Origin of the sequence: Pseudarthrobacter sp. J1738 (assembly GCF_050490315.1) — a bacterium.
Taxonomy (GTDB): domain Bacteria; phylum Actinomycetota; class Actinomycetes; order Actinomycetales; family Micrococcaceae; genus JBNPEO01.
Genome location: NZ_JBNPEO010000004.1, coordinates 36,768 through 61,398, shown reverse-complemented (window position 1 = coordinate 61,398; position 24,631 = coordinate 36,768). Strand labels below are relative to the sequence as shown.

General features: G+C 57.8%; 23 protein-coding genes and 3 tRNA genes. 7 read left to right on the top strand and 19 right to left on the bottom strand.

Annotated features, from left to right (window positions below; genetic code table 11):
* The first annotated feature begins 221 nt into the window (after positions 1–221).
* The 4 genes from ACQR35_RS08060 to ACQR35_RS08045 are packed head-to-tail and all read left to right on the top strand — an operon-like array spanning position 222 to position 4,059.
* Positions 222–1,439, top strand: a complete 1,218-nt coding sequence (locus ACQR35_RS08060; protein ID WP_430269740.1) for a sensor histidine kinase — start codon at positions 222–224, stop codon at positions 1,437–1,439.
* 17 nt (positions 1,440–1,456) lie between these two features.
* Positions 1,457–2,173 (top strand): LytR/AlgR family response regulator transcription factor, encoded by a 717-nt coding sequence (locus tag ACQR35_RS08055; RefSeq protein ID WP_430268447.1) that lies wholly within the window; start codon positions 1,457–1,459, stop codon positions 2,171–2,173.
* 10 nt (positions 2,174–2,183) lie between these two features.
* A complete protein-coding gene (locus ACQR35_RS08050; protein ID WP_430269739.1) occupies positions 2,184–2,534 on the top strand; it encodes a hypothetical protein in 351 nt (116 codons plus the stop codon).
* Between the two features lie 28 nt (positions 2,535–2,562).
* On the top strand, positions 2,563–4,059 hold the full coding sequence (locus ACQR35_RS08045) for a cation acetate symporter (protein ID WP_430268449.1): 1,497 nt from the start codon (positions 2,563–2,565) through the stop codon (positions 4,057–4,059).
* Here the strand turns inward: ACQR35_RS08045 and ACQR35_RS08040 are convergent.
* The 6 genes from ACQR35_RS08040 to rpsB form a co-directional block, all read right to left on the bottom strand.
* A complete protein-coding gene (locus ACQR35_RS08040; RefSeq protein ID WP_430269738.1) occupies positions 4,056–4,640 on the bottom strand; it encodes a DivIVA domain-containing protein in 585 nt (194 codons plus the stop codon). The two genes, ACQR35_RS08045 and ACQR35_RS08040, sit on opposite strands and share 4 nt — an antisense overlap.
* A 52-nt stretch (positions 4,641–4,692) precedes the next feature.
* Positions 4,693–5,601 (bottom strand): phosphatidate cytidylyltransferase, encoded by a 909-nt coding sequence (locus ACQR35_RS08035; RefSeq protein WP_430268451.1) that lies wholly within the window; start codon positions 5,599–5,601, stop codon positions 4,693–4,695.
* Positions 5,601–6,158, bottom strand: coding sequence for a ribosome recycling factor (gene frr / locus ACQR35_RS08030; protein WP_430268452.1), 558 nt, complete (start codon positions 6,156–6,158; stop codon positions 5,601–5,603). The genes ACQR35_RS08035 and frr overlap by 1 nt, the downstream gene beginning before the upstream one ends.
* Before the next feature lie 99 nt (positions 6,159–6,257).
* A complete protein-coding gene (pyrH, locus tag ACQR35_RS08025; RefSeq protein ID WP_430268453.1) occupies positions 6,258–7,049 on the bottom strand; it encodes a UMP kinase in 792 nt (263 codons plus the stop codon).
* Positions 7,050–7,163: 114 nt separating this feature from the next.
* Entirely contained in the window at positions 7,164–8,000 is an 837-nt protein-coding gene (gene tsf, locus ACQR35_RS08020) for a translation elongation factor Ts (protein WP_430268454.1), read from the bottom strand.
* Positions 8,001–8,114: 114 nt separating this feature from the next.
* Positions 8,115–8,966, bottom strand: coding sequence for a 30S ribosomal protein S2 (gene rpsB, locus ACQR35_RS08015; protein ID WP_430268455.1), 852 nt, complete (start codon positions 8,964–8,966; stop codon positions 8,115–8,117).
* A gap of 709 nt (positions 8,967–9,675) precedes the next feature.
* Here rpsB and ACQR35_RS08010 point away from each other — a divergent pair.
* The gene (locus tag ACQR35_RS08010) at positions 9,676–10,008 is read left to right on the top strand and encodes a M23 family metallopeptidase (RefSeq protein WP_430268456.1); all 333 of its coding nucleotides are present in this window, start codon (positions 9,676–9,678) and stop codon (positions 10,006–10,008) included.
* A gap of 68 nt (positions 10,009–10,076) precedes the next feature.
* Here the strand turns inward: ACQR35_RS08010 and ACQR35_RS08005 are convergent, their stop codons facing one another.
* The 6 genes from ACQR35_RS08005 to ACQR35_RS07980 form a co-directional block, all read right to left on the bottom strand.
* Positions 10,077–11,267: an acyl-CoA dehydrogenase family protein gene (locus tag ACQR35_RS08005; RefSeq protein WP_430269737.1), complete on the bottom strand. Its 1,191-nt coding sequence runs from the start codon at positions 11,265–11,267 to the stop codon at positions 10,077–10,079.
* Positions 11,268–11,517: 250 nt separating this feature from the next.
* Positions 11,518–11,591: transfer RNA gene (locus ACQR35_RS08000), tRNA-Ile, on the bottom strand.
* Between the two features lie 103 nt (positions 11,592–11,694).
* On the bottom strand, positions 11,695–12,891 hold the full coding sequence (locus ACQR35_RS07995) for a glycosyltransferase (RefSeq protein WP_430268458.1): 1,197 nt from the start codon (positions 12,889–12,891) through the stop codon (positions 11,695–11,697).
* A gap of 25 nt (positions 12,892–12,916) precedes the next feature.
* The gene (locus ACQR35_RS07990) at positions 12,917–13,822 is read right to left on the bottom strand and encodes a DMT family transporter (protein ID WP_430269736.1); all 906 of its coding nucleotides are present in this window, start codon (positions 13,820–13,822) and stop codon (positions 12,917–12,919) included.
* Entirely contained in the window at positions 13,819–14,496 is a 678-nt protein-coding gene (locus ACQR35_RS07985) for a CDP-alcohol phosphatidyltransferase family protein (RefSeq protein WP_430269735.1), read from the bottom strand. The genes ACQR35_RS07990 and ACQR35_RS07985 overlap by 4 nt, the downstream gene beginning before the upstream one ends.
* A 91-nt stretch (positions 14,497–14,587) precedes the next feature.
* Entirely contained in the window at positions 14,588–15,442 is an 855-nt protein-coding gene (locus ACQR35_RS07980; RefSeq protein ID WP_430269734.1) for a phage holin family protein, read from the bottom strand.
* 208 nt (positions 15,443–15,650) lie between these two features.
* Between ACQR35_RS07980 and ACQR35_RS07975 the strand changes: the two genes are divergently transcribed.
* Together ACQR35_RS07975 and ACQR35_RS07970 are read left to right on the top strand one after the other, a co-directional pair.
* A complete protein-coding gene (locus ACQR35_RS07975) occupies positions 15,651–16,886 on the top strand; it encodes a multidrug effflux MFS transporter (RefSeq protein ID WP_430269733.1) in 1,236 nt (411 codons plus the stop codon).
* Between the two features lie 31 nt (positions 16,887–16,917).
* Positions 16,918–17,112 carry a hypothetical protein gene (locus ACQR35_RS07970; RefSeq protein ID WP_430269732.1) on the top strand — a complete coding sequence of 65 codons (195 nt, stop codon included), beginning with the start codon at positions 16,918–16,920 and terminating at the stop codon, positions 17,110–17,112.
* 134 nt (positions 17,113–17,246) lie between these two features.
* Here the strand turns inward: ACQR35_RS07970 and ACQR35_RS07965 are convergent.
* The 7 genes from ACQR35_RS07965 to ACQR35_RS07935 all read right to left on the bottom strand — a co-directional run bounded on the left by ACQR35_RS07965 (position 17,247) and on the right by ACQR35_RS07935 (position 24,628).
* Positions 17,247–17,319: transfer RNA gene (locus tag ACQR35_RS07965), tRNA-Asn, on the bottom strand.
* Between the two features lie 132 nt (positions 17,320–17,451).
* A tRNA-Asn gene (locus ACQR35_RS07960) sits at positions 17,452–17,527 on the bottom strand.
* An 82-nt stretch (positions 17,528–17,609) separates the two neighbouring features.
* Positions 17,610–19,532, bottom strand: a complete 1,923-nt coding sequence (dnaG, locus tag ACQR35_RS07955) for a DNA primase (RefSeq protein WP_430269731.1) — start codon at positions 19,530–19,532, stop codon at positions 17,610–17,612.
* A gap of 70 nt (positions 19,533–19,602) precedes the next feature.
* Complete coding sequence (locus tag ACQR35_RS07950; RefSeq protein WP_430269730.1) at positions 19,603–20,913, bottom strand: deoxyguanosinetriphosphate triphosphohydrolase; 1,311 nt, start codon at positions 20,911–20,913, stop codon at positions 19,603–19,605.
* A 78-nt stretch (positions 20,914–20,991) separates the two neighbouring features.
* Positions 20,992–22,170: a tRNA dihydrouridine synthase DusB gene (gene dusB, locus ACQR35_RS07945; protein WP_430268466.1), complete on the bottom strand. Its 1,179-nt coding sequence runs from the start codon at positions 22,168–22,170 to the stop codon at positions 20,992–20,994.
* 17 nt (positions 22,171–22,187) lie between these two features.
* Positions 22,188–23,561: a YibE/F family protein gene (locus ACQR35_RS07940; RefSeq protein WP_430268467.1), complete on the bottom strand. Its 1,374-nt coding sequence runs from the start codon at positions 23,559–23,561 to the stop codon at positions 22,188–22,190.
* A gap of 32 nt (positions 23,562–23,593) precedes the next feature.
* Positions 23,594–24,628 (bottom strand): GNAT family N-acetyltransferase, encoded by a 1,035-nt coding sequence (locus ACQR35_RS07935; protein WP_430268468.1) that lies wholly within the window; start codon positions 24,626–24,628, stop codon positions 23,594–23,596.
* Between the last annotated feature and the right edge of the window lie 3 nt (positions 24,629–24,631).

Sequence of the window (24,631 nt, the reverse complement as noted above, 5' to 3'; positions counted from 1 at the left end):
TCCTCCTAGTAGGACTGTTTCAAACAGCCAACAATTCTCAGCCACCACCCACGTCGAGCATTGTGACTTAGTTCACTATTGACGACTCCTCCCCCGCAATGCCACCGTCACAAGTTATGGCGCGACGAACGGTCACCACCGTGCGCTAAACGGCAGGCCCACAGCTCTTCCACTGAAGAACTACCCGCAGTCAGCTTGTTGGTGCTGACTATGCTTGGCCCATGCCCGAATCGCTTTTGCCCGCCGCCGTTGCCGTGGCACTTGTAATGCTTGCCGTAGCTGCCGTGGTGGCAGTGGGCGTGCAGATTTTGCGATCCTTCCGTGAACTTGGGACTGATGCTGAACGAGCCACGTATCGCACACTCCATATCGCTTCCATGGCCGGGCAGCATTTGCGTACTGGGCTCCAACCGGCAGGTGCAGCCAAGGCGGCGCGCCATTTGAGGACCTTGCTCGCTTGCGACGCCTTCGCGATCCTCGACACCCAAGGGGTGATCGCTTGGGACGGGCCGGGGCATGCCTATGCTCCAGAGCTGGTGCGGCTAGCTTCCCCTTCGATGGCCAGCGGCACCGCTGCCGTTCACCGGGGTGGATTTGCGCCGCTGCCAGGATCGAACGGTTCACAGCCTGACAAGCCTGAGGCAGTGTTGAGAGCGGTGATTGTTGCACCGATTTACGCTGGCAGCAGGGTGGTTGGTGCCGTCGCGGCGATGGCACCGGCAGCCAGTGCCGGTTTGGTTCGCGCTACTTCCGAGGTAGCCGGTTGGGTGGCTACCCAAGTAGAGCTCGCTGAGCTGGATCAGTCGCGGACATTACTGATGGAGGCTGAAGTAAAAGCACTGCGAGCCCAGATCAGCCCACACTTTATCTACAACTCGCTCAATGCCATCGCGTCATTTATCAACACCGACCCAGAACGGGCGCGGGACCTAGTGGTGGAATTTGCTGACTTCACTCGGTACTCCTTCCGCCGCCACGGAGAGTTCACAACCTTGGCCGAAGAATTGCGCAGCATTGACAGCTACCTGCTTTTGGAGCGGGCTAGGTTTGGCGAACGTCTACAAATCTCCTTGCAAATTGCGCCCGAGGTTCTGAGCACCATTGTCCCGTTTTTGTCATTACAACCACTGGTGGAAAACGCTGTGCGGCACGGGCTTGAGTCAAAAGCCGGGGTAGGTACTATTCGAATCTCTGCCCGTGACTTGGGCACTTCTGCTGAGGTAACAGTGGAGGACGACGGCGTGGGTATGGACCCCGGGAAGTTGCGGCGCGTCCTGGCTGGGCTCAGTGATTCAGACAGCGTGGGCCTGCGCAACGTTGATGTCCGCTTGCGGCAGGTCTATGGGGACGCCCACGGTTTGGAGATTGATACTGCCCCTGGCGAAGGCACACTAATTACCATGCGGGTGCCAAAGTCACAGCCCCTGCATGAGACCTAGGCATTAGCCTAGTAACCATGCTCACAGTTCTAGTCGTTGATGACGAGCTCCCCGCGGTTGAGGAGCTGGCATTTCTGCTGGGCAAAGACGAACGTATCGGAGCCATTCGACGAGCATCTACAGGAGCCGAAGCTCTTGAACAGCTCAAGCAAGGTGACATCCAAGCGGTGTTTTTGGACATCCACATGCCTGCTGTGACCGGCCTGGACGTAGCCAAAGTTTTAGCCACTAGTCTCAACCCTCCGGCTTTAGTATTTGTTACAGCCGATGAGGTTTGTGCGCTTGAAGCGTTCGAGCTCGCCGCGATCGATTACCTTCTTAAGCCCGTCCGTCGCGAGCGCTTGGCACGTTCGGTGACTCGTATTCACGAACTTCTCAAGGACGGGCCGTCCAAACCAGAGATCATCACGGTGGACCAGGGCGGAGTTTCCAAAATGATTCGGCGCGAGGACGTCAGTTATGTCCAAGCCCAGGGAGACTACGCGCGACTGCACACTCCAGATTCAAGTTATCTGATCAGGATCCCGCTCAGCGAGCTTGAACAACAATGGGCTGATGGCGGGTTTGTTCGGATCCACCGCTCTTACCTCGTGGCGCTGGATCACGTCTCCCGCATCACGTGGGGCAACCCACACCCCACTGTGACAGTTGCTGGCGCGGAGTTGCCGATTAGTCGCCGCTTAGCGCCGAGTCTCCGCGGCCGTTTAGATCAAACCCGTCCCAGGCCCGCCTGATGGATCAGCTGTGAGCCGCGTTCGGGTCACCGGCACTCCCCTAGCGGCGCATACTCAAGGCCACGCCACCAGCCAGCAGCTCGGCAGGGACGTCACGGAACTGTATGTTGCCTCGCTCATCAGGTCTCAACTGCGTCTGGCTCTGGTGGTTGCAGCCGGATTTATCCTGATCTTGATGTGCTTTGGCGCTATTTTGTTGTGGGTTCCGGGCATCGGCGAACTACGGATTTTTGGCATCCCGTTTCCTTGGATACTGCTCGGCGCCGGCGCCTACCCGGTGATCAGTCTTAGTGCGTTTCTTTTTGTGCGCGCATCTACACGCAACGAGGAACGCTACCGCGAACTCGTTGGCGGAAAATGAGTATCCAAGTGACGCAAGGAACGCTCCCGTGAACCCCGCTATTGGCTTCGGCGCGCTCATCGCAGTGTCCCTCAGCACCGCCTTGATCGGCTTTTACGGCTTGCGTATTTCCCGGACAACCAGCGACTTCTATGTTGCCTCACGGACCGTGCGTCCTTGGTGGAATGCGTCAGCCATTGGTGGTGAATATCTTTCCGCGGCCAGCTTTTTGGGTGTTGCCGGGCTAGTGCTACTCAGTGGAACCGATGCCCTTTGGTACCCAGTGGGTTACACGGCCGGGTACTTGATGCTTTTGCTTTTTGTTGCAGCCCCCTTGCGCCGCTCGGGTGCCTACACGGTTCCGGATTTCACCGAAGCCCGGCTAGCCTCCCGCACTGTCCGCCGGGTCACGAGTGCTCTTGTGGTGGTGGTGGGCTGGCTCTACATTGTCCCGCAGCTACATGGAGCAGCACTGACAATTAGCATCACCACTGGGCTGCCGTCGTGGATTGGAGCGGTTGCGGTAGTCGCCGTTGTGATTGTCACTGTCACCGCTGGTGGGATGCGTTCCATAACCTTTGTTCAAGCCTTCCAGTACTGGCTCAAACTCACGGCGCTGGCGGTGCCAGTAATTTTTATGCTTCTAGCTGTGGGCGGCGGCGCTGCGGCAGTGAAGATGAACGACGTCGTTAATCCCACCGGAGCCGCCCCTACGGGGCTGTACCAGACAGTGTCTTTGTTGATTGCCTTGTTGTTTGGAACTCTGGGGCTGCCGCACGTTTTGGTCCGCTTCTACACGAACCCGGACGGTAAATCAGCACGAAAAACCACCATGATCGTTTTGGCATTGTTGTCAGTCTTTTATTTGCTCCCCACCACCGTTGGGTACCTCGCTCGGCTGGTTCCCGGTTCACTCCCGGCGGCCGGTCAGGCCGATGCCATCGCCCTGACTTTGCCCTCCATGCTGATCCCGGGGCCTTTAGGGGAAATGCTTAGCGCTCTCGTGGTGGCTGGCGCCTTCGCGGCCTTCTTGTCCACCACTTCGGGGCTGGTGATCTCCTTGGCCGGTGTGATCAGTCAAGACGTCCTCGGCGGTAGTGTGAAGGGATTCCGGGTTGCCGCCGTGTGCTCGGCTTTGGTCCCGCTGGCGATAGCCGCACCAACACAAAGCCCTGCACTGGCCGGAAGCGTTGGGCTAGTTTTCGCATTTACCGCATCCACGATTTGCCCAGTCCTCTTGCTCGGCATCTGGTGGCGCCGCCTGAGCGACATTGGCGCCGTAGTCGGCATGATTGCTGGTGCCGTGTTGTGCGGTGGATCAATCGTTGCTTCAACACTGCTGGGTTCAGGTGCCACACCAGGCTGGATAGCGCAGCCGGCGGCGTGGACTGTGCCTGCGGCCTTCGCTGTGATGATCACGATTTCCCTGTTGAGTCCCCAACGAGTCCCCACCGAAACGGCTCGGATGATGGCACGGCTGCATGTCCCTGAGCGAGCAGACGTCAGCGATCGCGCCTTGGGGAGTCAACGCCCCCTCACTGACTAGTCGATAGCCGCCATGAGTTCAACGGCGCGGTCCAAAAAGGCATCCACTTGGGCTTCTTCATAAGACTCAGTACCTTGGGCCGAGCGGAAAACTGCGCGCCGGACGTTATCGACGCTCAACGGTTTGTCTTTTTCTAGGTACCCAATAAGGTCCTCGCACAGGGCATCGACGTCGGCTTTGCGGTAGCCACGAACGTTGTTTTTGCTAGGTGAACGGAACCGCTCACTGGCCGGACGGTGAAGCCGTCCACGAAGCGTGGCGGACATTTTGCCGATGCGCTGCAGCCAAGCCTCTTCGCCCTCGGCAGCAACCAATTCATCCCGTTCTTTGCGGGCCAGAGCATCTTCCAACACGTCCAGAGCGTCATCAACTTGGACGGCGTTGTATCCACCCTTAATTGGATCAAACGCCACAGCGCGAACGTCACCACTGTTCACAGGTTTGGTTGCCAGCTCAGGTGCTTCAAAAAAGTTCCGCGCATTGGCCATAAAGGCGTCAACCTGTTTGGTGTTGTAGCCGTAGTCCTTACGGTCCACGAGTTCAAACGTGGCGGGAATTTTTCCCTTGGGCTTCGCGGTCACTGTGCTTCCTTCACTCCGTGCTTTGGGGTCCTGCCCGGACCGTCGCTAACTCTTAGGCTCCTGCAAGGACCCTAAACAGGATGAATGAGACCGGTGCGGCAAAGAGGATGGAGTCCAAACGGTCCATCACACCGCCGTGCCCGGGCAAAATACTACTCATGTCCTTGATCCCCAGTTCACGTTTAACCATGGACTCGGCTAGATCACCGGCGGTGGCCGCTGCCACCATACCGATTGCGAGGACAACACCAATCCACCAGGGCTGGTGCAAAAACAACACACACATCAAGATGGCCACAACCATGGCACCTGCAGCCGAGCCCGCAAAACCTTCCCAGGACTTCTTGGGGCTAATTTTTGGAGCCATTGGGTGTTTGCCCAAGGAGGCGCCTACCAAGTAACCAAAGGTGTCGTTGGAAACCACCAGCAGGAGCATGGTCAGCAGTTGGAAGACCCCTTGCGGAATATGCCAGTCTGGCCACAGGCCTAGTGGCGCAGCTCCAATTCCGGTGTGCAGCGGCAGTATGGCAAAGCTGATAAAGAACGGAACCCACACCAAGGTGAATACGCCCGCAAATATACTGCGTGCCGAACCTGCGGGCTCATCAAGGGTCCGCCAGACGAGTACCGCCACACACGAGGCCAACAAGGTGAACAACATGGCCTCGAGGCCACCAAAATAGGCGGAAAGCGGCATGGCCGAGGTGCCAACTATCACCGGCACCAGAGGAACAGCAGTACCGTGCGCAGTCAGGGCACGCGTTACTTCCCAGACACCAAAGAGGGCAAAGGCCGTCACCAAAATAACGAAGCCCAGAGGTAGCACTAAGAGTCCGCCGATAACGGCGAAAAGCAACCCTAGCCCCACACCGATGGCGGCCGGTAAGTTCCGGCCGGCCTTCGGCGTAGGATTCCTGCGGGGTCTCTTCAAACGGACCGCAGCCGGTTGTGGCTGAACCATTAGACTTCGAGTAGCTCGGCTTCCTTGCGCTTAATAAGCTCGTCGATTGCATCAACGTGAGCCTTGGTCAAGGCATCCAGTTCCTTCTCAGCACGGTTGCCCTCGTCTTCGCCAGCGTCCCCGTCTTTCACGAGCTTGTCCAAGGTTTCCTTGGCCTTACGGCGCACGGAACGAACGGAGACCTTTGCGTCCTCGCCCTTACCCTTGACGATCTTGACGTACTCCTTGCGGCGTTCCTGGGTGAGGTCCGGAATCGTGACACGGATGACGTTGCCGTCGTTAGACGGGTTGGCGCCAACCTCGGAGTCGCTCAGCGCACGCTCGATGTCCCGCAGCGCCGTCTTGTCGAACGGGGTGATCAAAATGGTGCGCGCATCCGGCACGGCAAACGATGCGAGCTGCTGGAGCGGAGTCGGCGAGCCGTAGTAGTCAACCAAAACTCGGTTGTAGAGGGCCGGGTTGGCGCGTCCGGTACGGACGGCAGCAAAATCGTCTTTAGCGACCTCGATGGCTTTATCCATCTTTTCGCCAGCTTCAAGCAAAGTCTCTTCTATCACGGCATCTCCTGTGCAATACGTTGCTTCCGCACTCTCGCAGTGCGGCTTTGGTGTTCAGTCCGCCAGGGCGGGATGGTCCTGCAACTATCCTAGCCGGAGCTAGGGGTGAACCTTGGTGCCCAGCTTGCCACCCAAGATGGCTCGAGTGACGTTTCCTTCGCCTTCCATACCAAAGACCACCATGTTCAATTTGTTGTCCTTGCACATGGTCATGGCCGTCTGGTCCATCACGCGAATGTCCTGACGAAGTGCGTCGTCGTAGCTGAGCTCCTCGAGCTTCTGCGCGGTGGGATCCTTTTTAGGATCGGCGGTGTAAACGCCGTCAACGCCGCTCTTGGCCATCAAAACCTCATCGGCGTGGACTTCAAGTGCGCGCTGTGCAGCGACGGTGTCCGTGGAGAAATACGGCAAACCTGCCCCAGCACCAAAGATCACTACACGGCCTTTTTCCATGTGGCGAATGGCCCGGCGCGGGATGTAAGCCTCAGCGACCTGACCCATGGTGATGGCACTCTGAACTCGAGTTTCAACACCGGCTTGCTCCAAGAAGTCCTGGAGAGCTAGGCAGTTCATAACAGTCCCGAGCATACCCATGTAGTCAGCACGAGAACGGTCCATACCACTCTGCGAAAGTTCGGCACCGCGGAAGAAGTTACCGCCACCAACCACAATCGCCACTTCAACAGTTTTCACTGCGTCAGCGATCTGGCGGGCGATTCCACGAACCGTGTCCGGGTCAACACCTAGTTTGCCGCCGCCGAATACTTCGCCGGAAAGCTTAAGCAAAACACGACGGCGCGCAGGCGCGGCATCCGTGGAGCTCGGCTGCGAAACTGAAGTTTCGGCGTCGTCAGTTGTTGTGACGTTTGCGGTGTTCTGAACGGATTCCATGGTGCCTTCCCATTGATGAACTCTTGGCTAGGGTATCGCGGACTTGCTATTGCGCGCGCATCAGCGCATGCAAAAGGGGCGGCCACCGAAGTGACCACCCCTTTCGAAGACTTACTAGGCGCCTACGCGGAAGCGGGCAACAGCCTTAGCTGTAACACCTGCCTCTTCAAGGACCTTTGCAACAGTCTTTTTGGCGTCCTTGGCAAATGCCTGGTCAACCAAAACTTCGCCCTTGTAGAAGCCCGTGACGCGGCCTTCAACAATCTTGGACATTGCAGCTTCCGGCTTGCCTTCGGCCTTTGCGGTCTCTTCGGCAATACGGCGCTCGGACTCTACCAATTCGGCAGGAACGTCCTCGCGGGTCAAGTAGTTCGGAGCCATTGCTGCAACGTGAACAGCAACATCGTGGGCCACGGCCGCAGCAGCTTCGCCTTCGCCTTCAACTGCGAACAAAACGCCAACCTGGGCCGGAAGGTCCTTGGAAGTCTTGTGCAGGTAAGCGTCAACGATTGCGCCTTCAACGCGTGCAAGACGGCGAACAACAACCTTCTCGCCCAAGATTGCGCCCTCTTCGATAACCAGTTCGGACAACGGCTTGCCGTCAACCTCGGTGGCCAAAAGGGTTTCCAGGTCAGCAGCGCCAGACTCGATGGCGGTGGTGAGAACGGTGTTTGCAACGGCGATGAACTTGTCAGACTTCGCAACGAAGTCGGTCTCGCAGTTAACTTCAACCATCACACCAACGTTGCCCACTACCTTTGCGGCAACGAGGCCTTCAGCGGTGGAGCGGCCTTCGCGCTTGGTAGCGCCCTTCAGACCCTTGATGCGGATGAGTTCGATTGCCTTTTCAGCATCGCCATTTGCCTCGTCAAGAGCCTTCTTGACGTCCATCATTCCGGCACCCGTGCGCTCGCGCAGGGCCTTGATGTCAGCAGCAGTGTAGTTCGCCATGGGAACTCCTGTGTCTAGAGATTTGGTGGTTTACGCCACTAACAGGGCGGCAGCCCGGGAACCGAGCAGCCACCCTGTTAGTCGACCCACACCGAAGTGCGGGAAAATCGAGATTTACTTGTCAGCTTCAGCAGCGTCAGCGGCAGGAGCCTCGGCAGCAGCGTCAGCAGCGGGGGCTTCTTCAGCCTTTGCTTCTTCAGCCTTACCTTCGAGGAGCTCGCGCTCCCACTCAGCGAGGGGCTCTTCTGCAGTCTCGGTGTTACCGGTTGCGCGGTTGTTGCGAGCAATCAAACCCTCGGCAACAGCATCGGCAACAACGCGGGTCAACAAGTTCACGGAGCGGATGGCGTCGTCGTTACCCGGGATCGGGAAATCAACTTCGTCGGGATCGCAGTTGGTGTCCAAGATGGCAACAACGGGGATGTTCAGCTTCTTGGCTTCGTCAACAGCGAGGTGTTCCTTCTTGGTGTCTACAACCCAGAGCAAGGACGGAGCCTTGGTCAAGTTGCGGATACCGCCGAGGTTGGTCTCAAGCTTGGTGAGTTCACGCTTGAGGAGCAAGAGCTCCTTCTTGGTGTGACCCGAAGAAGCAACGTCGTCGAAGTTGATCTCTTCGAGTTCCTTCATACGCTGGATGCGCTTGGAAACGGTCTGGAAGTTGGTCAGCATACCGCCGAGCCAACGCTGGTTCACGTACGGCTGGCCAACGCGAGTTGCCTGCTCAGCAATTGCTTCCTGAGCCTGCTTCTTGGTACCAACGAACAATACGGTTCCGCCGTGGGCAACAGTGGCCTTAACGAACTCGTAAGCGCGGTCGATGTAGGACAGCGACTGCTGCAAGTCGATGATGTAGATGCCGTTGCGCTCCGTGAAGATGAATCGCTTCATCTTCGGGTTCCAACGACGGGTCTGGTGTCCAAAGTGGACGCCGCTGTCAAGCAGCTGGCGCATAGTTACGACGGGCATGCCGACGCTCCTTCCGGCAGGTCATGAATCATGAGAGGCCTTCGAGGACCTCTTACCCTGCCATAGTTGACGGTTATTCAACGCTTCCCACGGCGGGAAACGTTCCTGGTATCCATCGTTGCGCTCATCCAAGTTTCCTCAGACCGCAAGCTCAACGATTCCCTGCCGCTAGGATTAGCCGGAGGAAAAGCACGGATACGCGTAGTCAGCCTGACTGCCTCTGGGCACACAAAACCCCAGAGAAAATTCCGGGGAGTTTTTGGATGCTTCAAGGCATGGCAAACTGCACTCACAATTGTACTACAGGGGCACGAGGTCTCCTGACGCTAAAATTATTGGCTTTCTAGCCTTCTCAGTGCGGAACCATTGCTCAACAAGTGGCCAATTTGGCGAAGTTATCCACATAGCCTTTCCCGCTTCCCCACAACGGACATCAAAAGCCCACAGTGGAGAGATGAAGCAGTTAGTCACCACTGTTCTGAGTCTTGTTCTCTTGGCGTCACCTGCCGCCAGTGCAGCCCCAAGTTCGGAACATATAAATGTTGAGAATCAGAGAACGACGGCGATTGCGCTTAGTCCTAGTCGTGATAGTCCTACGGCTGGTGGCCCTATTGCTGCCCGGGGGCATTGGGAGTTCCCTTTGCGGCCAGCGCCGGCGAAGCCGCAGAGCAAAGTCCTACGCGCCTTCGATCCACCCCCCAAACCGTGGATGGCCGGACATCGCGGTGTTGATCTGCGGGCAGAGCAAGATTCCGTTTACGCCCCTGAGGCTGGCGTTGTGACTTTCCGTGGGACGGTGGTGGACCGCCCGGTCATCACCATTGATCACGGGGGCGGCTTGCGCAGTAGCTTTGAACCGGTGGAGAGCAGCCTTGCCGTGGGTTCAGCAGTTTCAAAAGGGCAGCTGATCGGCACGGTAAATACAGGGCATTGCGCTCTGACTCTGTGCGTTCATTGGGGTGTACGCCAAGACGACGTTTATCAGGACCCCATGTCTTTTATTGTGGATCAGCGCCCCTCAGTGTTGCTGCCCTTGGGCTAGGCCCGGGCCACAACACCAAGAGGCGCTGAAGAGTTAAGACGCTCTCGCTAAACCTTTAGGCGAATCTCTTAAACAATGGCGGATACGCCGGTGATGGCGCGCCCTGTTACGAGGGTGTTGATCTCGTAGGTTCCCTCGTAGGAGTAGACGGCCTCTGCGTCGGCGAAGATCTTGGCCATCTCGTAGTCGGTGACTATGCCGTTGCCACCCAAGAGGCTGCGGCCCATGGCAACGCTTTCGCGCATACGTGCCGTGGTGAAGGCCTTAGCCAGAGCGGACTGCTCGTCTTTGGCTTGGCCCGCATCTTCGAGTTGAGCTAGGCGAACCATCATTCCGGTGGAGCTGACGGTGTTGCCCAGAATCTTGACCAGCTGATCCTGAACCAGCTGGAAGGATGCGAGTGGGCGGCCAAATTGCTCACGTTCAACGGCGTAGCGACGTGCGACGTCGAACGCCGCCATTTGAAGGCCAACGGCCTGCCAAGCGACAGCCAGACGAGTGACTTTGAGGACCTTGTTGGTGTCGCGGAAGCTGTTGCCGCCAGCCAGCTTAAAGCTATCCGGGACCACAACGTTATCAAGGACGATATCGGCGTTCTGGACAGTGCGCAGGGAGATCTTGTTTTCGATCTTGGTGGCTTTGTAGCCGGGAAGTTTGGTATCAACGAGGAACGCCTTGACCTGGTTGTCAGCGACATCGCGAGCGTAGATAACAACCCAATCGGAGAACGTGGCGTTGCCAATCCAGCGCTTGGCACCGTTGAGGATCCAGTTGTCGCCATCGCGTGTAGCGGTGGTACGTGTTCCACCTGCGACGTCCGATCCACCGAGAGGTTCTGTGAGACCAAAGGCGCCGATCTTCTTCAACGCGTAGATATCAGGCAGCCACTCCTCTTGCTGTTCCTTGGACGCGAGGGCTTCGATGGAACCAGTGAACAGGCCGTCGTGAACGCCCATAAAGGTGGCAAGGGATGCGTCTGCACGGGTGAACTCTGCGTGCACCATACCGGCGAAGACGTTTGAGTATCCCTGACGACGAACCGGGCTCATCAGATCCATCTCAGCGATTTTAGGGATGATCTCGTGAGGGAATTCTCCGCGGTTCCAGCAGTCCACAGCGATGGGCTTGATTTCCTTGTTCAGGAATTCGCGCACTTCGGCCAAGCGGTTCCGTTCCTTGTCCGTGAGCAACTGCTCAAATCCGTAGAAGTCGCCGTCAGCATACGGGAGGTTGTTGATGTCGATCTCTGCTTTGGCCATGGGAGCTCCTCCATTGGGGCTGTCAAAAGGTTGCGCTAAAAACACGCGATGTTACTGATCAGTAACCTACTCCAATTTCCCTCTTCCTTCAATGAGGATCGACGCCGCTACTCTCAGCACCCCGTCTAATGTTCCACTCCCATGTTTCGGCAAGTGCACCATCAAGCGGGCAGGCAAAAGTAAAGTATGCGGCCAGCGTTAAACTTAGGAACCCCCTCGAATCCAGAGATTCGAGGGGGTTCCTATGTTGTAGGGCCACTCGGACTTGAACCGAGGACCTTAGGATTATGAGTCCCGCGCTCTAACCAGCTGAGCTATGGCCCCAAGTGGCCGCCAGAGGCGGCAAAACACTCCCGATAGTCTAGCCCGAACCACACTGTGCTTGTGAAACCAGCAGCGCTCACGAGCAAAGGCTCAGGCTGTGACTTCAGACTTGTTTGTCTCTGAAGGTTGCTCCGCGGTACAGATCCTCGAAGGTTTGCAGCGTGCCTTCGATGCTGTGCGGCTCCACCATCTTGCGGCTGGCAGCACCCATGGCTTTGATGTCTTCATCTGACTGCTCGAAGACCTTAGTGATCTTCGAGGCCAAGTCATCCGAGTCGCCGGGGGTGAAAAGGTAACCGTTAACGCCGTCGTTCGCCAAGTGCGGCAACGCCATGGCGTTGGCCAGCACCACCGGGGTTGAGGCCGACATCGCCTCCAAGGTCACCAAGGACTGCAGTTCTGCCGTACCCGGCATGCAGAACAGGTCGGCCTTGATGTATGCCTCGCGGAGATCTTCGTCGCTGGCCAAGCCCAGGAACCGAACGCGGTCTTGAAGGCCCAGCTCGGCTACGAGGGCCTCGAGTGCCGGACGTTGCTCTCCGCCGCCAACAATTTCAAGGTGCACGTTCAGCGCTGGCGGGGTTTTAGCCACGGCCTTAATTAATACGTCAATGTGCTTCTCCTCGGCCAACCGGCCTGCAAAGAGCACCGTGGGGAACTCATGCGGCTCAATCACTTCGCCCGGAGCCAGCTCGTAGGCGGCCGAGTCAATACCGTTGGACAACGGCAACACTTCACGCAAAAACGCGTGCTGGTGCATGGCCTTTGCAGCCAACGGTGTGGGGGTGGTGACCACGTCGGCCTTGCCCATCACCTTGCCCATGTCCTTCCACGAAACCTTGCCCACAATGTCCTTGAACCACTGCGGGAACGGCAAGAAGGGGTTCAGGTTCTCCGGCATAAAGTGGTTCGTTGCCACCACCCGGATACCGCGCTTCACTGCCTCGTAAAGGACGTGTTCGCCCACCATGTAGTGGCTCTGTACGTGCACCACATCTGGCTGGACGCGGTCGAACAGCAAGGAGATTTCCTTCTTGATTTCCCAAGGGAGGCAGATGCGGAAGTACTCGTGAGTGAAAACACCGTGGGAGTGGAGCCGATGGACGGTGCCTTCCTCACGGAACTCGGTAAAGCTCTTGCCTGCTTTGTAGCTACAAGCCAGAACATGAACGTTATGCCCGCGGGCGGTCATTCCTTTTGCCAAGCGGTAGCCGAACTGGGCGGCGCCGTTCAGATGCGGAGGATAAGTTTCCGCGGCAATCAGAATCGTAAGTGGCTTCTGGTTGTCGGGCAGCGTCACGTGGATAACTCCTGTAGTTGGTGCCTTAAGCCGCCTTCGCAGCAGCCTTCTTGGCATCTTTCTTGCGCTTGGTCACCTCTGGGTGGTGACGGGAAAGGGCGATCACTCCCACGATAGCAAGGGAAGCGGCCCCAGCCATGGCAATCGCCAGCACGGCGTGGACATCGGGACGAAGCTCTCCCAAGATGGTGATGCCAAGTGCAATACCAACAATGGGGTCAATCACGGTCAAGCCAGCGATCACCAGATCCGGTGGTCCACCCGAGTAGGCGCTCTGAACAAACCACGAGCCCAGCGCTCCGGCCGCGGCAATGGCAACCAAGGAATAGATCGGAACGTTGAGCAAAAACTGGCCATTGGGATCAAGCAAGTGCTTGCCAATGATGCGGGTCAACACTGCCACAAAACCGAAGAGAACACCTGCCCCAAGGATGTACACAAAGGCGCTCATCCGGTGTTTGAACATCAGGGCCAGGGAACCGAACACACCCACTGCTAGGGCCAGTAACAACACAATGGTCAGTTCTTCGCTCGGTGCCACATGATGATTTTCTTCAGTGGCATTCACAGCAAGCAGCACAAAAAACGCCGACCCCGCGACGCAAGAAGAAATCGCCACCACGGTTGCTCGGTTGAGCTTAATTCCTTGGTCCTTTGCGTTGACCACCGTGGTGATCACCAGCGCAATAGCGCCAATCGGCTGGATAACCGTCAATGGTGCCGAAACGAGGGCAATTGCATTCATCGCAGTTCCCAGACCCAACAACAGCAGCCCAAAAAGCCATCGCGGGTTCCGGAGGAGACGAAGGAACCCGGCCGATCCCAGAGAGAGCCCGCCGGTATCCGCCTTGACGGCGCTGCCCTGGCGTTGAGCGCCGATCGCCAGACAGAATGCGCCTAAGATCGCCAAAAGGACCGCGACCCACATCATTGGGCGGCACCGCCGTCGTTAGTGGTTTGACTACCAGTGCTTTGGCCTCCGTGGCCTCCAGCAGTACGAGCCGCACGAACCGGCCGTCCCTTGGCAACAATTGCGCGAAAGTAATTAACCGCAGCAATCCAGTGCCCCAGCAACCCCAAGGCGAGAAGAATCCACGCCACCACAAAGTAAACCGTGGACCCGGGAATCGGGAGCTTCGAAAGCACCAGCAGCGGCGTTCCCAACAGCAATAAAGCGGTCCGCACTTTGCCAATCACGCTGACTGGCAGGTCCGGATGGTTCCGGAAATACAGGAATGAGGCTGACGCCAAAATAACGTCCGGGACCAACAAAGCAGCCAAATACCACCACTGCACAACACCGGCCAGCACCAAGGTCACGGCCACAGAAATCAGGGCTAAGCGATCAGCCGCCGGGTCTAGGATTCGTCCCAGTTTGGAGGTCTGGTCAAAGCGCCGGGCTACGTACCCGTCGATCCAATCAGTGCTCCCCATAATGGCCAGTACCCAAACCGCCAGCCCATATTCTTTTTGCCCAAGAACCAGCCAGACAAATAACGGAACACCTAAAAAGCGCAGAACCGTCAGGAGGTTGGGGACAGTGAGCACACGGTTATGGTCTACTTGCTCCACGCCAGGACGTGTACCAGCACCAATAAACCGCATGCTCCCCCTCTCCAAGAGTTCCACCGTGGTGTTCGTGTTTAGTTCCCGTTGATAACACTCAGCACTTCCGCACTGTGGATAGCGTTTGGGATTAGCGTTGATTTAGCTTTCGCAGCAAAACAACGACGGCGGCACTTGCCGCGATTGCCACAGCTATGGGCTTCCAACGCGCGCGCAGTTTTTCCTGTTCCGATTCTGGAACGGCGTCTACTAGACGTGAAAACTGCTCCCGGGCGGAAGCGCGGGCACCATTAACACGCTCTTTAGCGTTGGCTACAAAATGACGCACCTGGGCCTTGGGGTCCATCTGACGATTCAAGTCATCACGCAGCGCAGTGAGGTGTTTACGGCGCAGGTCCAGGCGATTCATCAGTTCACGCTGGGAAGCGTGCGGTTGGTCTGCTTCGCCAGGGTGGGCAGCTTCTTTTGCAGCAGCTTTCTCTTCTTTAGCTTTGGCCTTAGCTTCTTCGCTGGCCTTCTTAGCCGCTTTAGCCTGCTCAGACTCCGGGTCCAAGATCGCTGCATCAAACTGCGAGCCTTCTTTGGCAATCCCTAGGTCATGCTTGAGTCCACGGATGGCATCTTGTGGGACAAGAGGAAGGATGCGCTTGAATTTACTGACACCAACAAGTGCCCCAATGCCGGCAATCACAATGAATGCCGCCGCAACGATGAGTGCAGCCAACCACGGGGGCATGATGGTAGCGAGGCCAAGAATTGCGGCCACTACCAAAGCGATCACTAACAGGCACGCAAAAACCAGAGCCACGCCGATGAATACCCCGGCCGATCCCAGCTTTTTGCCTTTACCCTTGAGTTCAGTCTTAGCCAGTTCAATCTCGTCACCCAGTTGGCGTGGAGCCAACTGAACTACAGACCGGACAACCTGCGGGATCGCCGATATACGGATTCCCTGCGCGGAGTTGCTGCTGTGACGGGCACTCATTTGTATCGCCTCGCTTTGGCTTCGCTCTTCATTTCAAAGCAACCAAGGGATTTGGCTGCCCGGCGCAGAATCAGTCACCCTTTTGGGCACAACCGATCCCACCACTGAACAAAATTACCATTGAGTAGCCTTTGGCTTCTTGTCAACGGAAATTGAAGACTGTCCGGCGGCCTGAATAAATACCAATGCTCGCAACTAGGATTGATCTGTGACTTCCACGGTGAACCCCCCTACGCAACCCGGCGACGCGCTCAGCCGAAGACAAAAACTCCTCTATATCCTCCTACTAGGTGCCTTGACTGCTTTAGGGCCCTTCACCATTGATCTATATCTGCCTGCATTCCCGGCGCTCGAGAGCGATCTGGGCGTTACGGCCGCGCAAGTACAACTAACGCTGACTGGTACTACTGTGGGCTTCGCTTTAGGACAGCTAATTGTTGGCCCCTTCAGCGACAAAGTGGGGCGCCGAGGACCGCTGATCATGGCGACAGGGTTGCACATTTTGGCGTCCCTTGGAGCTGCGCTCTCCACCGATATCACCATGCTTGGCATTTTCCGAGTACTGATGGGCATCGGCGCTGCCGGTGGCGGCGTGGTGGCCATGGCCATGGTCCGAGACTTGTTCTCCGGCTACGCCATGGTGCGGATGTTTTCCCGCATGGCGCTCGTGAACGGTTTGGCGCCCATTCTGGCCCCGGTGATCGGCTCGCAACTTCTTTTGGTAATGAGCTGGCCAGGGATCTTCTACGTCCTGGCCGGGTACGCCGCCGTCGTGATGGTTGCCGCGATTTTCCTAGTGGTTGAAACACTGCCAGCCGAGAAGCGCGGCTTGCACGGCGAGTCAGCGATGCAACGCTACGCGGCACTGTTTAAAGACAGGATATTTGTGGGGCTGCTGATCGTGGGTGGAATGAACTTCGCTGGCCTGTTCACCTATCTATCCGCTTCACCATTTTTGTTCCAAGGTGTCTTCGAATTTAGCCCGCAACAGTATGGTCTGCTATTTGGCATCAACTCAATTGGAATCGTGATTGGTGTGCAGACCAGTTCGCGGCTGATCAAGCGAGTACCACCCCAGTGGATTATGGCCTTCTCCACCGCCGGCATGCTGTTGATGAGCCTACTGATCGCGTTCCTCGCCTTGCTCGGTGCCGGACTGTGGGGAGTGATGATCCCCCTGTGGTTCTACATCCTGTGCACAGGATTCACCTTTCCCTGTATTCAAGTTCTGGCCTTGGCCAACCACGGTGCGCGAGCCGGAACAGCAGCCTCATTGCTGGGCGCCAGCACCTTTCTGATGGCTGGAGTCATCTCCCCCGTTGTGGGACTCCTGGGCACCAATTCGGCTGCCCCGATGGGATTTGTTCAAGCTGCGTGTCTGGGCGTGGCCATCGCAGCCTTCTGGCTGGTGGTCCGGCCTCGGACCGTACCTTCCATCCACTAGAGCTTCCATCCACTAGCGATCCGAGAGCCTTATGGAAAACAAAAACAGACCCAGCAAAAAACCTCACCGCAACGGCCGCGGACTCTTTGTGGGCGCTGTTGCCGGCGCGATCGCCGGATACTTCATTGGCAGGTACGTCGGAGCGGGTGCGTTGGGAATCATCTTCGGCGCTCTCATCGGAGCCGCTGCCTTGTACCGCGTCAATCCCGGCCCGTGGAAGCGCTGAGCTCCTCAATGAGGTACTGAGGCTCTTCAACGGTCCTCTATAACCCTCTCAGGCTTCAGGGGTTCACGAGGCAAAACAAAAGCCCGCAGCAGTGTGAACTGCTGCGGGCTTTTGTTTGGCATCTACGGCCAGCGCTCCTCCTGCTGGACTTGAACCAGCAACCCTTCGATTAACAGTCGAATGCTCTGCCAATTGAGCTAAGGAGGAATGAAGCGACTACGACATTAGCAAAGGTTTCACCCGGATGCGAAATCGGCCGCGTTGGGGCCACCTTCGCGCTTCCTAAAGGTGCTCTAGGGCACAAAAAATCCCCGTTCCGGAGTCCGAAACGGGGATCAATGGCTCCTCCTGCTGGACTTGAACCAGCAACCCTTCGATTAACAGTCGAATGCTCTGCCAATTGAGCTAAGGAGGAATGAAGCGTGTACAAGCTTAGCAAGTTTCGGCCCCAGATACTAAATCGACCATGCCAATCGCCCAGTGCCAATCGCTCAAGGCTAGTTATCAGCCCGCAACGCTCGGCGACGCATCTCCAGTTCCATCAACTCACGGTTGAGCTGCTGGAACTTAGCGGGATCGCTTGTAGAGTCCAATCGCTGCAACTCCCCCATTTTCTCTGCTTTGACCCGTGTGATCTGCAGTTCAAATAATCTTGCCAAAATGTCTTGGCAATACTTGGTCAGTGCTTGCTCACTACTGGCCGGGATGAGGGCCACAGCCAGCTCCGAAACCAAGGCACGCAACGGTTCAGGCACCTCTTGGCGCACGGCTTCCACCCACGCCACAGGATCTACAGCTCGGCCGATTCCCACCGCACGGATGGCTTCGTGCACAGCCAAGTATGCCGGGGCAGAGAATCGTGCCTGAGAAAACATCTCCCACGAGCTCTCATCCAGCACAGCCGGTTGTTGCAACGCCACTTCAAGAGCCTGCCGTTCCATAGCGGCGACTGGATCCCGAGGGTCTGGACGCGCCACACCCAGACCGCCAGAGACTATATCCGCCCCGTCAGAACCACTTGACGCAGAACCACTTGACAGAGAACCGCTTGACCGAGACACGCTCTGGCCAGAAGCGGCGCCACGTTTGGCTGCACCGCCCACGGCACGGCTGACGTCCTCCACGGGCATTCCCAGCCAACCTGCGAGCTCCCGCACATAGCCGGGCCGGATGGCAGCGTCACGAATCTGCGCAAGCACTGGTGCAGCTTCCCGCAAGGCGGCTACGCGCCCTTCAACCGTGTTGAGGTCATGACGCTTCAGTGAGACTCGAATGGCAAACTCAAACAGAGGCCGGCGGCTCGCAATCAGCTCACGGACAGCAGAATCCCCACGTTGTTGGCGCAGATCGCAAGGATCAGCCCCTGTTGGTTCAACGGCAACATAAGTTTGAGCCACAAAACGTTGGTCTTCTTCGAAGGCCCGTAAGGCTGCTTTTTGACCGGCGGCGTCCCCGTCAAAGGTGAAGATCACTTCACCGCCAGTGCCGTCGTCGGACAATAAGCGCCGGGCCACCTTGATGTGGTCAGCGCCAAAGGCGGTACCGCACGTGGCCACCGCAGTCTGCACACCGGCCAAATGACAGGCCATTACATCCGTATAACCTTCCACCACCACAAGTTGGCGTTCCTTGGAAATGGAGCGTTTTGCGAGGTCGATCCCGTACAAAACCTGGGATTTTTTGTAGAGCGAGGTCTCCGGGGTGTTGAGGTACTTGGGGCCTTGGTCAGTTTCGTAAAGTTTGCGGGCACCGAATCCGATGGTGTCCCCTGCGATGTCCCGGATTGGCCACATAAGCCGTCCCCGGAAGCGGTCATAAAGACGTTCCTGGCTGCTGTTCCCGCCCGTGGAGAACATCCCCGTAAGCTTCAATTCAGCGTCCGTAAATCCCCGGCCGCGGAGGTGTTTGAGCAGCCCGTCCCAGCCCTGTGGCGCATACCCCACCCCAAACTGATCCGCGGCCTCACGCGAGAAACCACGGCCCTGGAGGAATTTGCGCCCCTCTGCACCTTCTACGGTCAGCAATTGATCCCGGAAGAATTCTGCAGCGATTTTGTGCGCGTCGAGCAGTCGCTGGCGCTTGCCCACGTCTTCCCGGCGCGGGCCACTTCCGCCGTCCTCGTAGTGGAGTTCAAAGCCAATCCTGGCCGCAAGCTTTTCTACCGTCTCGCTGAACGAGGTGTGGTCCATCTTCTGAACAAAAGAGATAACGTCGCCGCTCTCCCCACAACCAAAACAGTGATACGTACCCACTTGCGGGCGGATATGGAACGACGGCGAGCGCTCATCATGGAAGGGACACAAGCCTTTGTAGGACCCAATTCCGGCGCCCTTGAGGGTGACGTAACCGTCAACAACCTCTTTGATATCGGTGCGTTGACGGACCTCATCAATGTCTTCTCGTTTGATTAGGCCAGCCACAGTCTCATCCTCATCTCGGAGCTCTTTGAGCCCCGTACTGTATTCGCAAAACGGCAGTGTTGTACAACGATCACCACAGTGACGGCAGGCTCCCCACCAAGCGCTCATACATGGCCAATGCGGAACCATCGGTCAGTGACGCTACTTGGTCTATGACTACTCGCAAGCGGGCCGCATCATCGGCGGCGGCTCTCCAGTCAGCGGCGAACATCGGTTCAAGGTGACGGTCGCCGGTGGCGTTGAGTGCCGTGACAAGCGCGTGAAGCACTTCGCGCTGGCGTTCGTAGATCGGTTGCCGGTGGTCAGTAGTCATCACAAAGGTGGTGGCCAGCCCCTTCATCACTGCGATTTCAGTGACTGTTTCTTCCGGAACAATCAGCTGTGCGGAGTATCGGGTCAGGTTCTCCGGGCCGTAAACCGCTCGGGTTGCTGCAAGCGCGCTCTGGCAGAACCGGCCAATGAGCTGGCTGGTCATGTCCTTGAGCGCCGCCATGGACTTTCGGCTGCCGTCGGCTTCACGGACCCACGGTTTACCAGCTTCCAGACGCGCTAACGCTGCATCAACTGCGGCAGGTTCTGCATGGGGTAGGTACCACTGGCGGGTGTAGCCCACCACACGAGCACGGTGATCCGGGTTATTCATCCACCCGAGTTGGAAATGTCCGGCCACAATGGCGTCTTCCACGTCATGGACTGAGTATGAGATGTCATCGGCCAAATCCATCACTTGTGCTTCAACACATGATTGGCCAGCAGGGGCACCTTGGCGCAACCATTCGAAGATGGGCAAGTCATCAACATAGGCGCCGAACTTACCGGTCCGCCGTCCGTCGATCATCGGTGCGTCGGCAACGGCCCACGGATACTTGCATGAGGCATCCAGACTCGCGCGGGTCAGGTTCAATCCAGCAGGGCTGCCGTCCACGGCCAGAACTTTGGGTTCGAGCCGGGTCAATAGGCGCAGCGTCTGCGCGTTTCCTTCAAATCCACCAATTGCGTGCGCAGCATCATTAAGCGCTGACTCACCGTTGTGGCCAAAGGGCGGGTGGCCCAGATCGTGAGCGAGGCACGCTGTGTCCACCACGTCAGGGTCACAGCCCAATGCGCGGCCCAATTCGCGGCCTACCTGAGCCACTTCCAAACTGTGAGTGAGCCGGGTGCGGACAAAGTCATCAGTGTCCGGGGCCACCACCTGAGTTTTGGCGCCGAGACGTCGCAGGGCTGATGAATGCAGCACCCGGGCGCGGTCCCGTTCAAAGTCAGAGCGGTAGTTGTTTTTGCCCGGTTCAGCTACCCAACGTTCCGAATCAGCTGGCGTGTAGCCTGGCACCACAACGGGTCCATGGCCTGCGGTTCGGGGAGATTCGTTAGTGCCAGTCACCCTTCCAGTGTAGTCAGCGTGATGAACTCGCCCGGCCACAGTGCCCAACCATCCACTAGCCGTGGCTAAGAACAAAAATTAGCCGCCTGAAACGTCCAACTCTGCAGCGGCAATCTCGTGGGTTTGTGCCTCGTCCATACTCCGGTTGTCCAACCAGCCATAGGGCAGAGACGTCTTTTTAGGGCTTCCCGCCCGACCACGTGGGCCTTCGGCATCCACACCTGGGTAGGGGGAATCTAAGTCCAGCTGATCAAGGAGTTCCCGCAATACTTCCAGAGTGGGTACTGTAGCCAGTTTGGCGCGCAGTTCACCGCCCACCACATATCCCTTGAAGTACCAGGCCATGTGTTTGCGAATGTCGCGCAGCGCCTTGCCCTCGTCCTCGAAGGTGTCAATCAGCAGCTCAGCGTGGCGGTACACACTTGCTGCGACCTCGCGCAGTCCCGGACGGTGACGGGTTTCGCTACCCTCAAATGCGGCCATCAAATCGCCAAAGAGCCACGGGCGGCCTTGGCAGCCGCGGCCAATCACCACACCGTCAACACCGGTTTCGCGCACCATTCGCTCAGCATCTTCGGCTGACCAGATGTCACCATTTCCTAGAACCGGAACGTCTGGGAGCGCTTCGCGCAAGCGTGCAATGGCTGACCAGTCTGCTTTGCCCGAGTAGTACTGCGAAGCTGTACGGCCGTGAAGCGCAACTGCTGCCACACCGGCGTCGCGAGCGATCCGACCGGCTTCCAAGTACGTGAGGTGATCGTCGTCGATGCCCTTGCGCATTTTGATGGTTAGCGGGACGTTGCCGGCGGAGGCTTCACGCACGGCTGTCTGAACAATGGAGGTGAACAGATCTATCTTCCACGGCAGGGCGGCGCCGCCACCACGGCGAGTGACCTTGGGAACGGGGCAACCAAAATTCAAATCAATATGATCCGCACGGTCCTCTTCAACGAGCATCCGCACTGCTTGACCTACGGTGACCGGGTCCACACCGTACAGCTGTACGGAACGGACGTCTTCGTCGTCGTCGTGCGAAATGATCCGTAAGGATTCCGGGGTGCGTTCAACCAGCGCCCGTGAGGTCACCATCTCTGCAACGTAAAGACCACCGCCGTATTCGCGGCACAGCCTGCGAAAAGCGGTGTTAGTGATACCGGCCATCGGCGCGAGGACCACGGGTGTGTCAACGGTGATGGGTCCAAGCTTGAGTGGGGGTAGTTCAAGCTTGCGGGAGGGAGGGGTTGCTGCAATAGTCACCTGACAATTCTCTCAAATCAGGGCAAATCGTACGACGGCGTGTTCCCGGCGGCCGCTGACCGGCGCCCAGGGCTGCGCCGTTTGGAGCCGCGAAGACCAGTGGCTTTGACCACCAGAACCGCAATCGCGGTGGTGACAGGGATGGCCAAAACGAGCCCGATTGATCCCACAAGGGTTCGGATCACTTCTTCGGATAGTTCTGCGCTAGTGAGTGTTTCAACGAGCGGACGGTCGTAGAGCATCACAATCATCAAAACAGGCAGAGCCGCCCCTGCGTAGGCAAATGCGATGGTGTACACCGTGGAGGCGATGTGGTCGCGGCCGATCCGCATCGCCGCAGAGAACAGCTGGCGTGCCGAGGTGTGTGGGGCCAGTTCGTGCAACTCCCACACCGCAGAAGACTGAGTGATGGTGACATCGTTAAGCACCCCCAAGCCCGAGATGATGAGCCCACATAAGATAATCCCCGAAATGGAAATGTTGGGCGAGATATTCACTAGGGTTGCGGCATCGTGGTTGCCCACACCCACCAGGTTTGCTGCATCAGTAGCCCACGCGGCAAGCAAAGCGGTGATCACCAAACCAAACATGGTTCCTAGCAGCGCCGTGGACGTTCTGGCGGAGAACCCATGGGCAAAGTAGAGGACCCCGATCATAATCACCGTGGAACCAACGAGGGCCAGCAAAAGCGGAGGTTTGCCCTCAACAAGACCTGGCAAAATGAAGGCTGTGAGAACCACATAGGCGCCAGCTAAACCGATAAGCGCCCGTAGTCCCCGCCAGCGCGCCACAAGAATCACTACTGCCGCATATACAACCGCCAAAATGGTGATCGGCACGGTGCGCACAAACTCCACAAACACGTACAGCGGAGCACTGGACTGGGCCGATGCGCCTTCGCCACCACTCTGAGTGTCTCCCTGAACAGCTCCCTGAACACCGCTGAGGTTCAGGTAACGAATGGAGTCTCCGGCCTGGACGGCGTGGGACTTAGCTACGTCCGGGTTGATAGCTACTTTGACGTTGGAGCCGCCATGATCAGGGCGAGTGATGGCCCACAGGCACGAACTACCAGCGGCCTGTTCCCCAGAGCCCGCTGTTGGGGAACTGGCATTTGAAGGGTTACAGCCCGATTCTTGCGCTTCAACAATGGTCCCGGTATCAAAGCTCACACCAGGCGCGGCGGCATAAGGCGAACTGAGCGATAAATCTTGGCGACTATTACTGGGCCATAACATCACCATCGCCAGCACCGTGAGAAGACCCAAGGGCACCAAGATGGAACTCAAGATCCATCGGGCGCGCCGTCGGGTGGTGGCCACCTCTGGAGAGAGCACAGCCGAAGCTTTGCCCTCTCCAGAAGCGGAAAGGTGCCCATGACTGTGACCCATAACTATCCAATTCCCCGAGCTGCGCGTGCGGCCTAGGAATCGCTCACTACGAGCGTTTCGGCACCAGCGAGGCGTGCACCACCGCTTTCCAAAAGAGGTTCGACGGCGGCAGTCAGGGCTGTCATCGAATCGTCCAGTTCCAGAACCACGGGGTGCTGGTACGCAATCAGGGAGAGCAGGTCACGCACAGCTTCAGCTGCGTCGCTGGCTTCGAGCCCCGGCTCATGGCCCAAAAAGACGTCAGTCGGGTAGTCGGCACCCGAGCGGGCGTCAGCACCGTCGTCGGCCCCGGCAACGGGGGCTGCATAGCTGATCACAAAGGCACGAATTCGGCCCTTGCGGCTCGGCGCAACACCGGTGCCAAAGGCCGATTCTGGCTTGGCCCGCAACACCACTGCTCCGTGAGCGCCAGTGAGATCGTCCAGGAACAATTTTTGGACCTGGCCAATGCTGAGCGTGCCCGGGTTATCCCAATGGTGGACGGCCGTGTAGTAACGGCCCACCACGTCACTGAGTTCAACCGAGCCTGTGGCCAGATCCATCACCACGTCGCTACCAGCATCCTCGCCACCGGGCGAAGTGCCTTCAGGGGTGTTGTCAAAGACCGGCAACTTCAGGCTGCCCGGCGCCACCACCACAAGGCGGCTTCGCTGGATAGGGCTCAGGCCCGCAGAAGCTGCGAACGCGGCACCGGGTGTTCCCGGTTCCACTTTTGAACGCAGCTTGCTCACACCACTTGGCGATCGCTCCGCCTCGCGGCGCAGCATCACCAAAAGTGTTGAAGCAATTCCGTTTCCGCGGTGGTCCTTGGCTACCTCGATGTAGGTCCACAGCCGCTCGGGGTGAAGCGAACTTTGATACACCACACCGGCGGCAACTGGGATGCCTACGCCGTCAATAACGTCCTCGGCCACAATACAAACCCGCCACTGATCAGCCTCAGTGCTGGTGTTGGACGGCGCCAAGGCAGAACGGAACTGGCGAGCTTGTTCGGTTTCTGGCCCGCCCCACAGTTCCAGCAGGGCAAGATCGTCGTTCTCGCGCCAAGGGCGGTATTCAATAGCCATGAA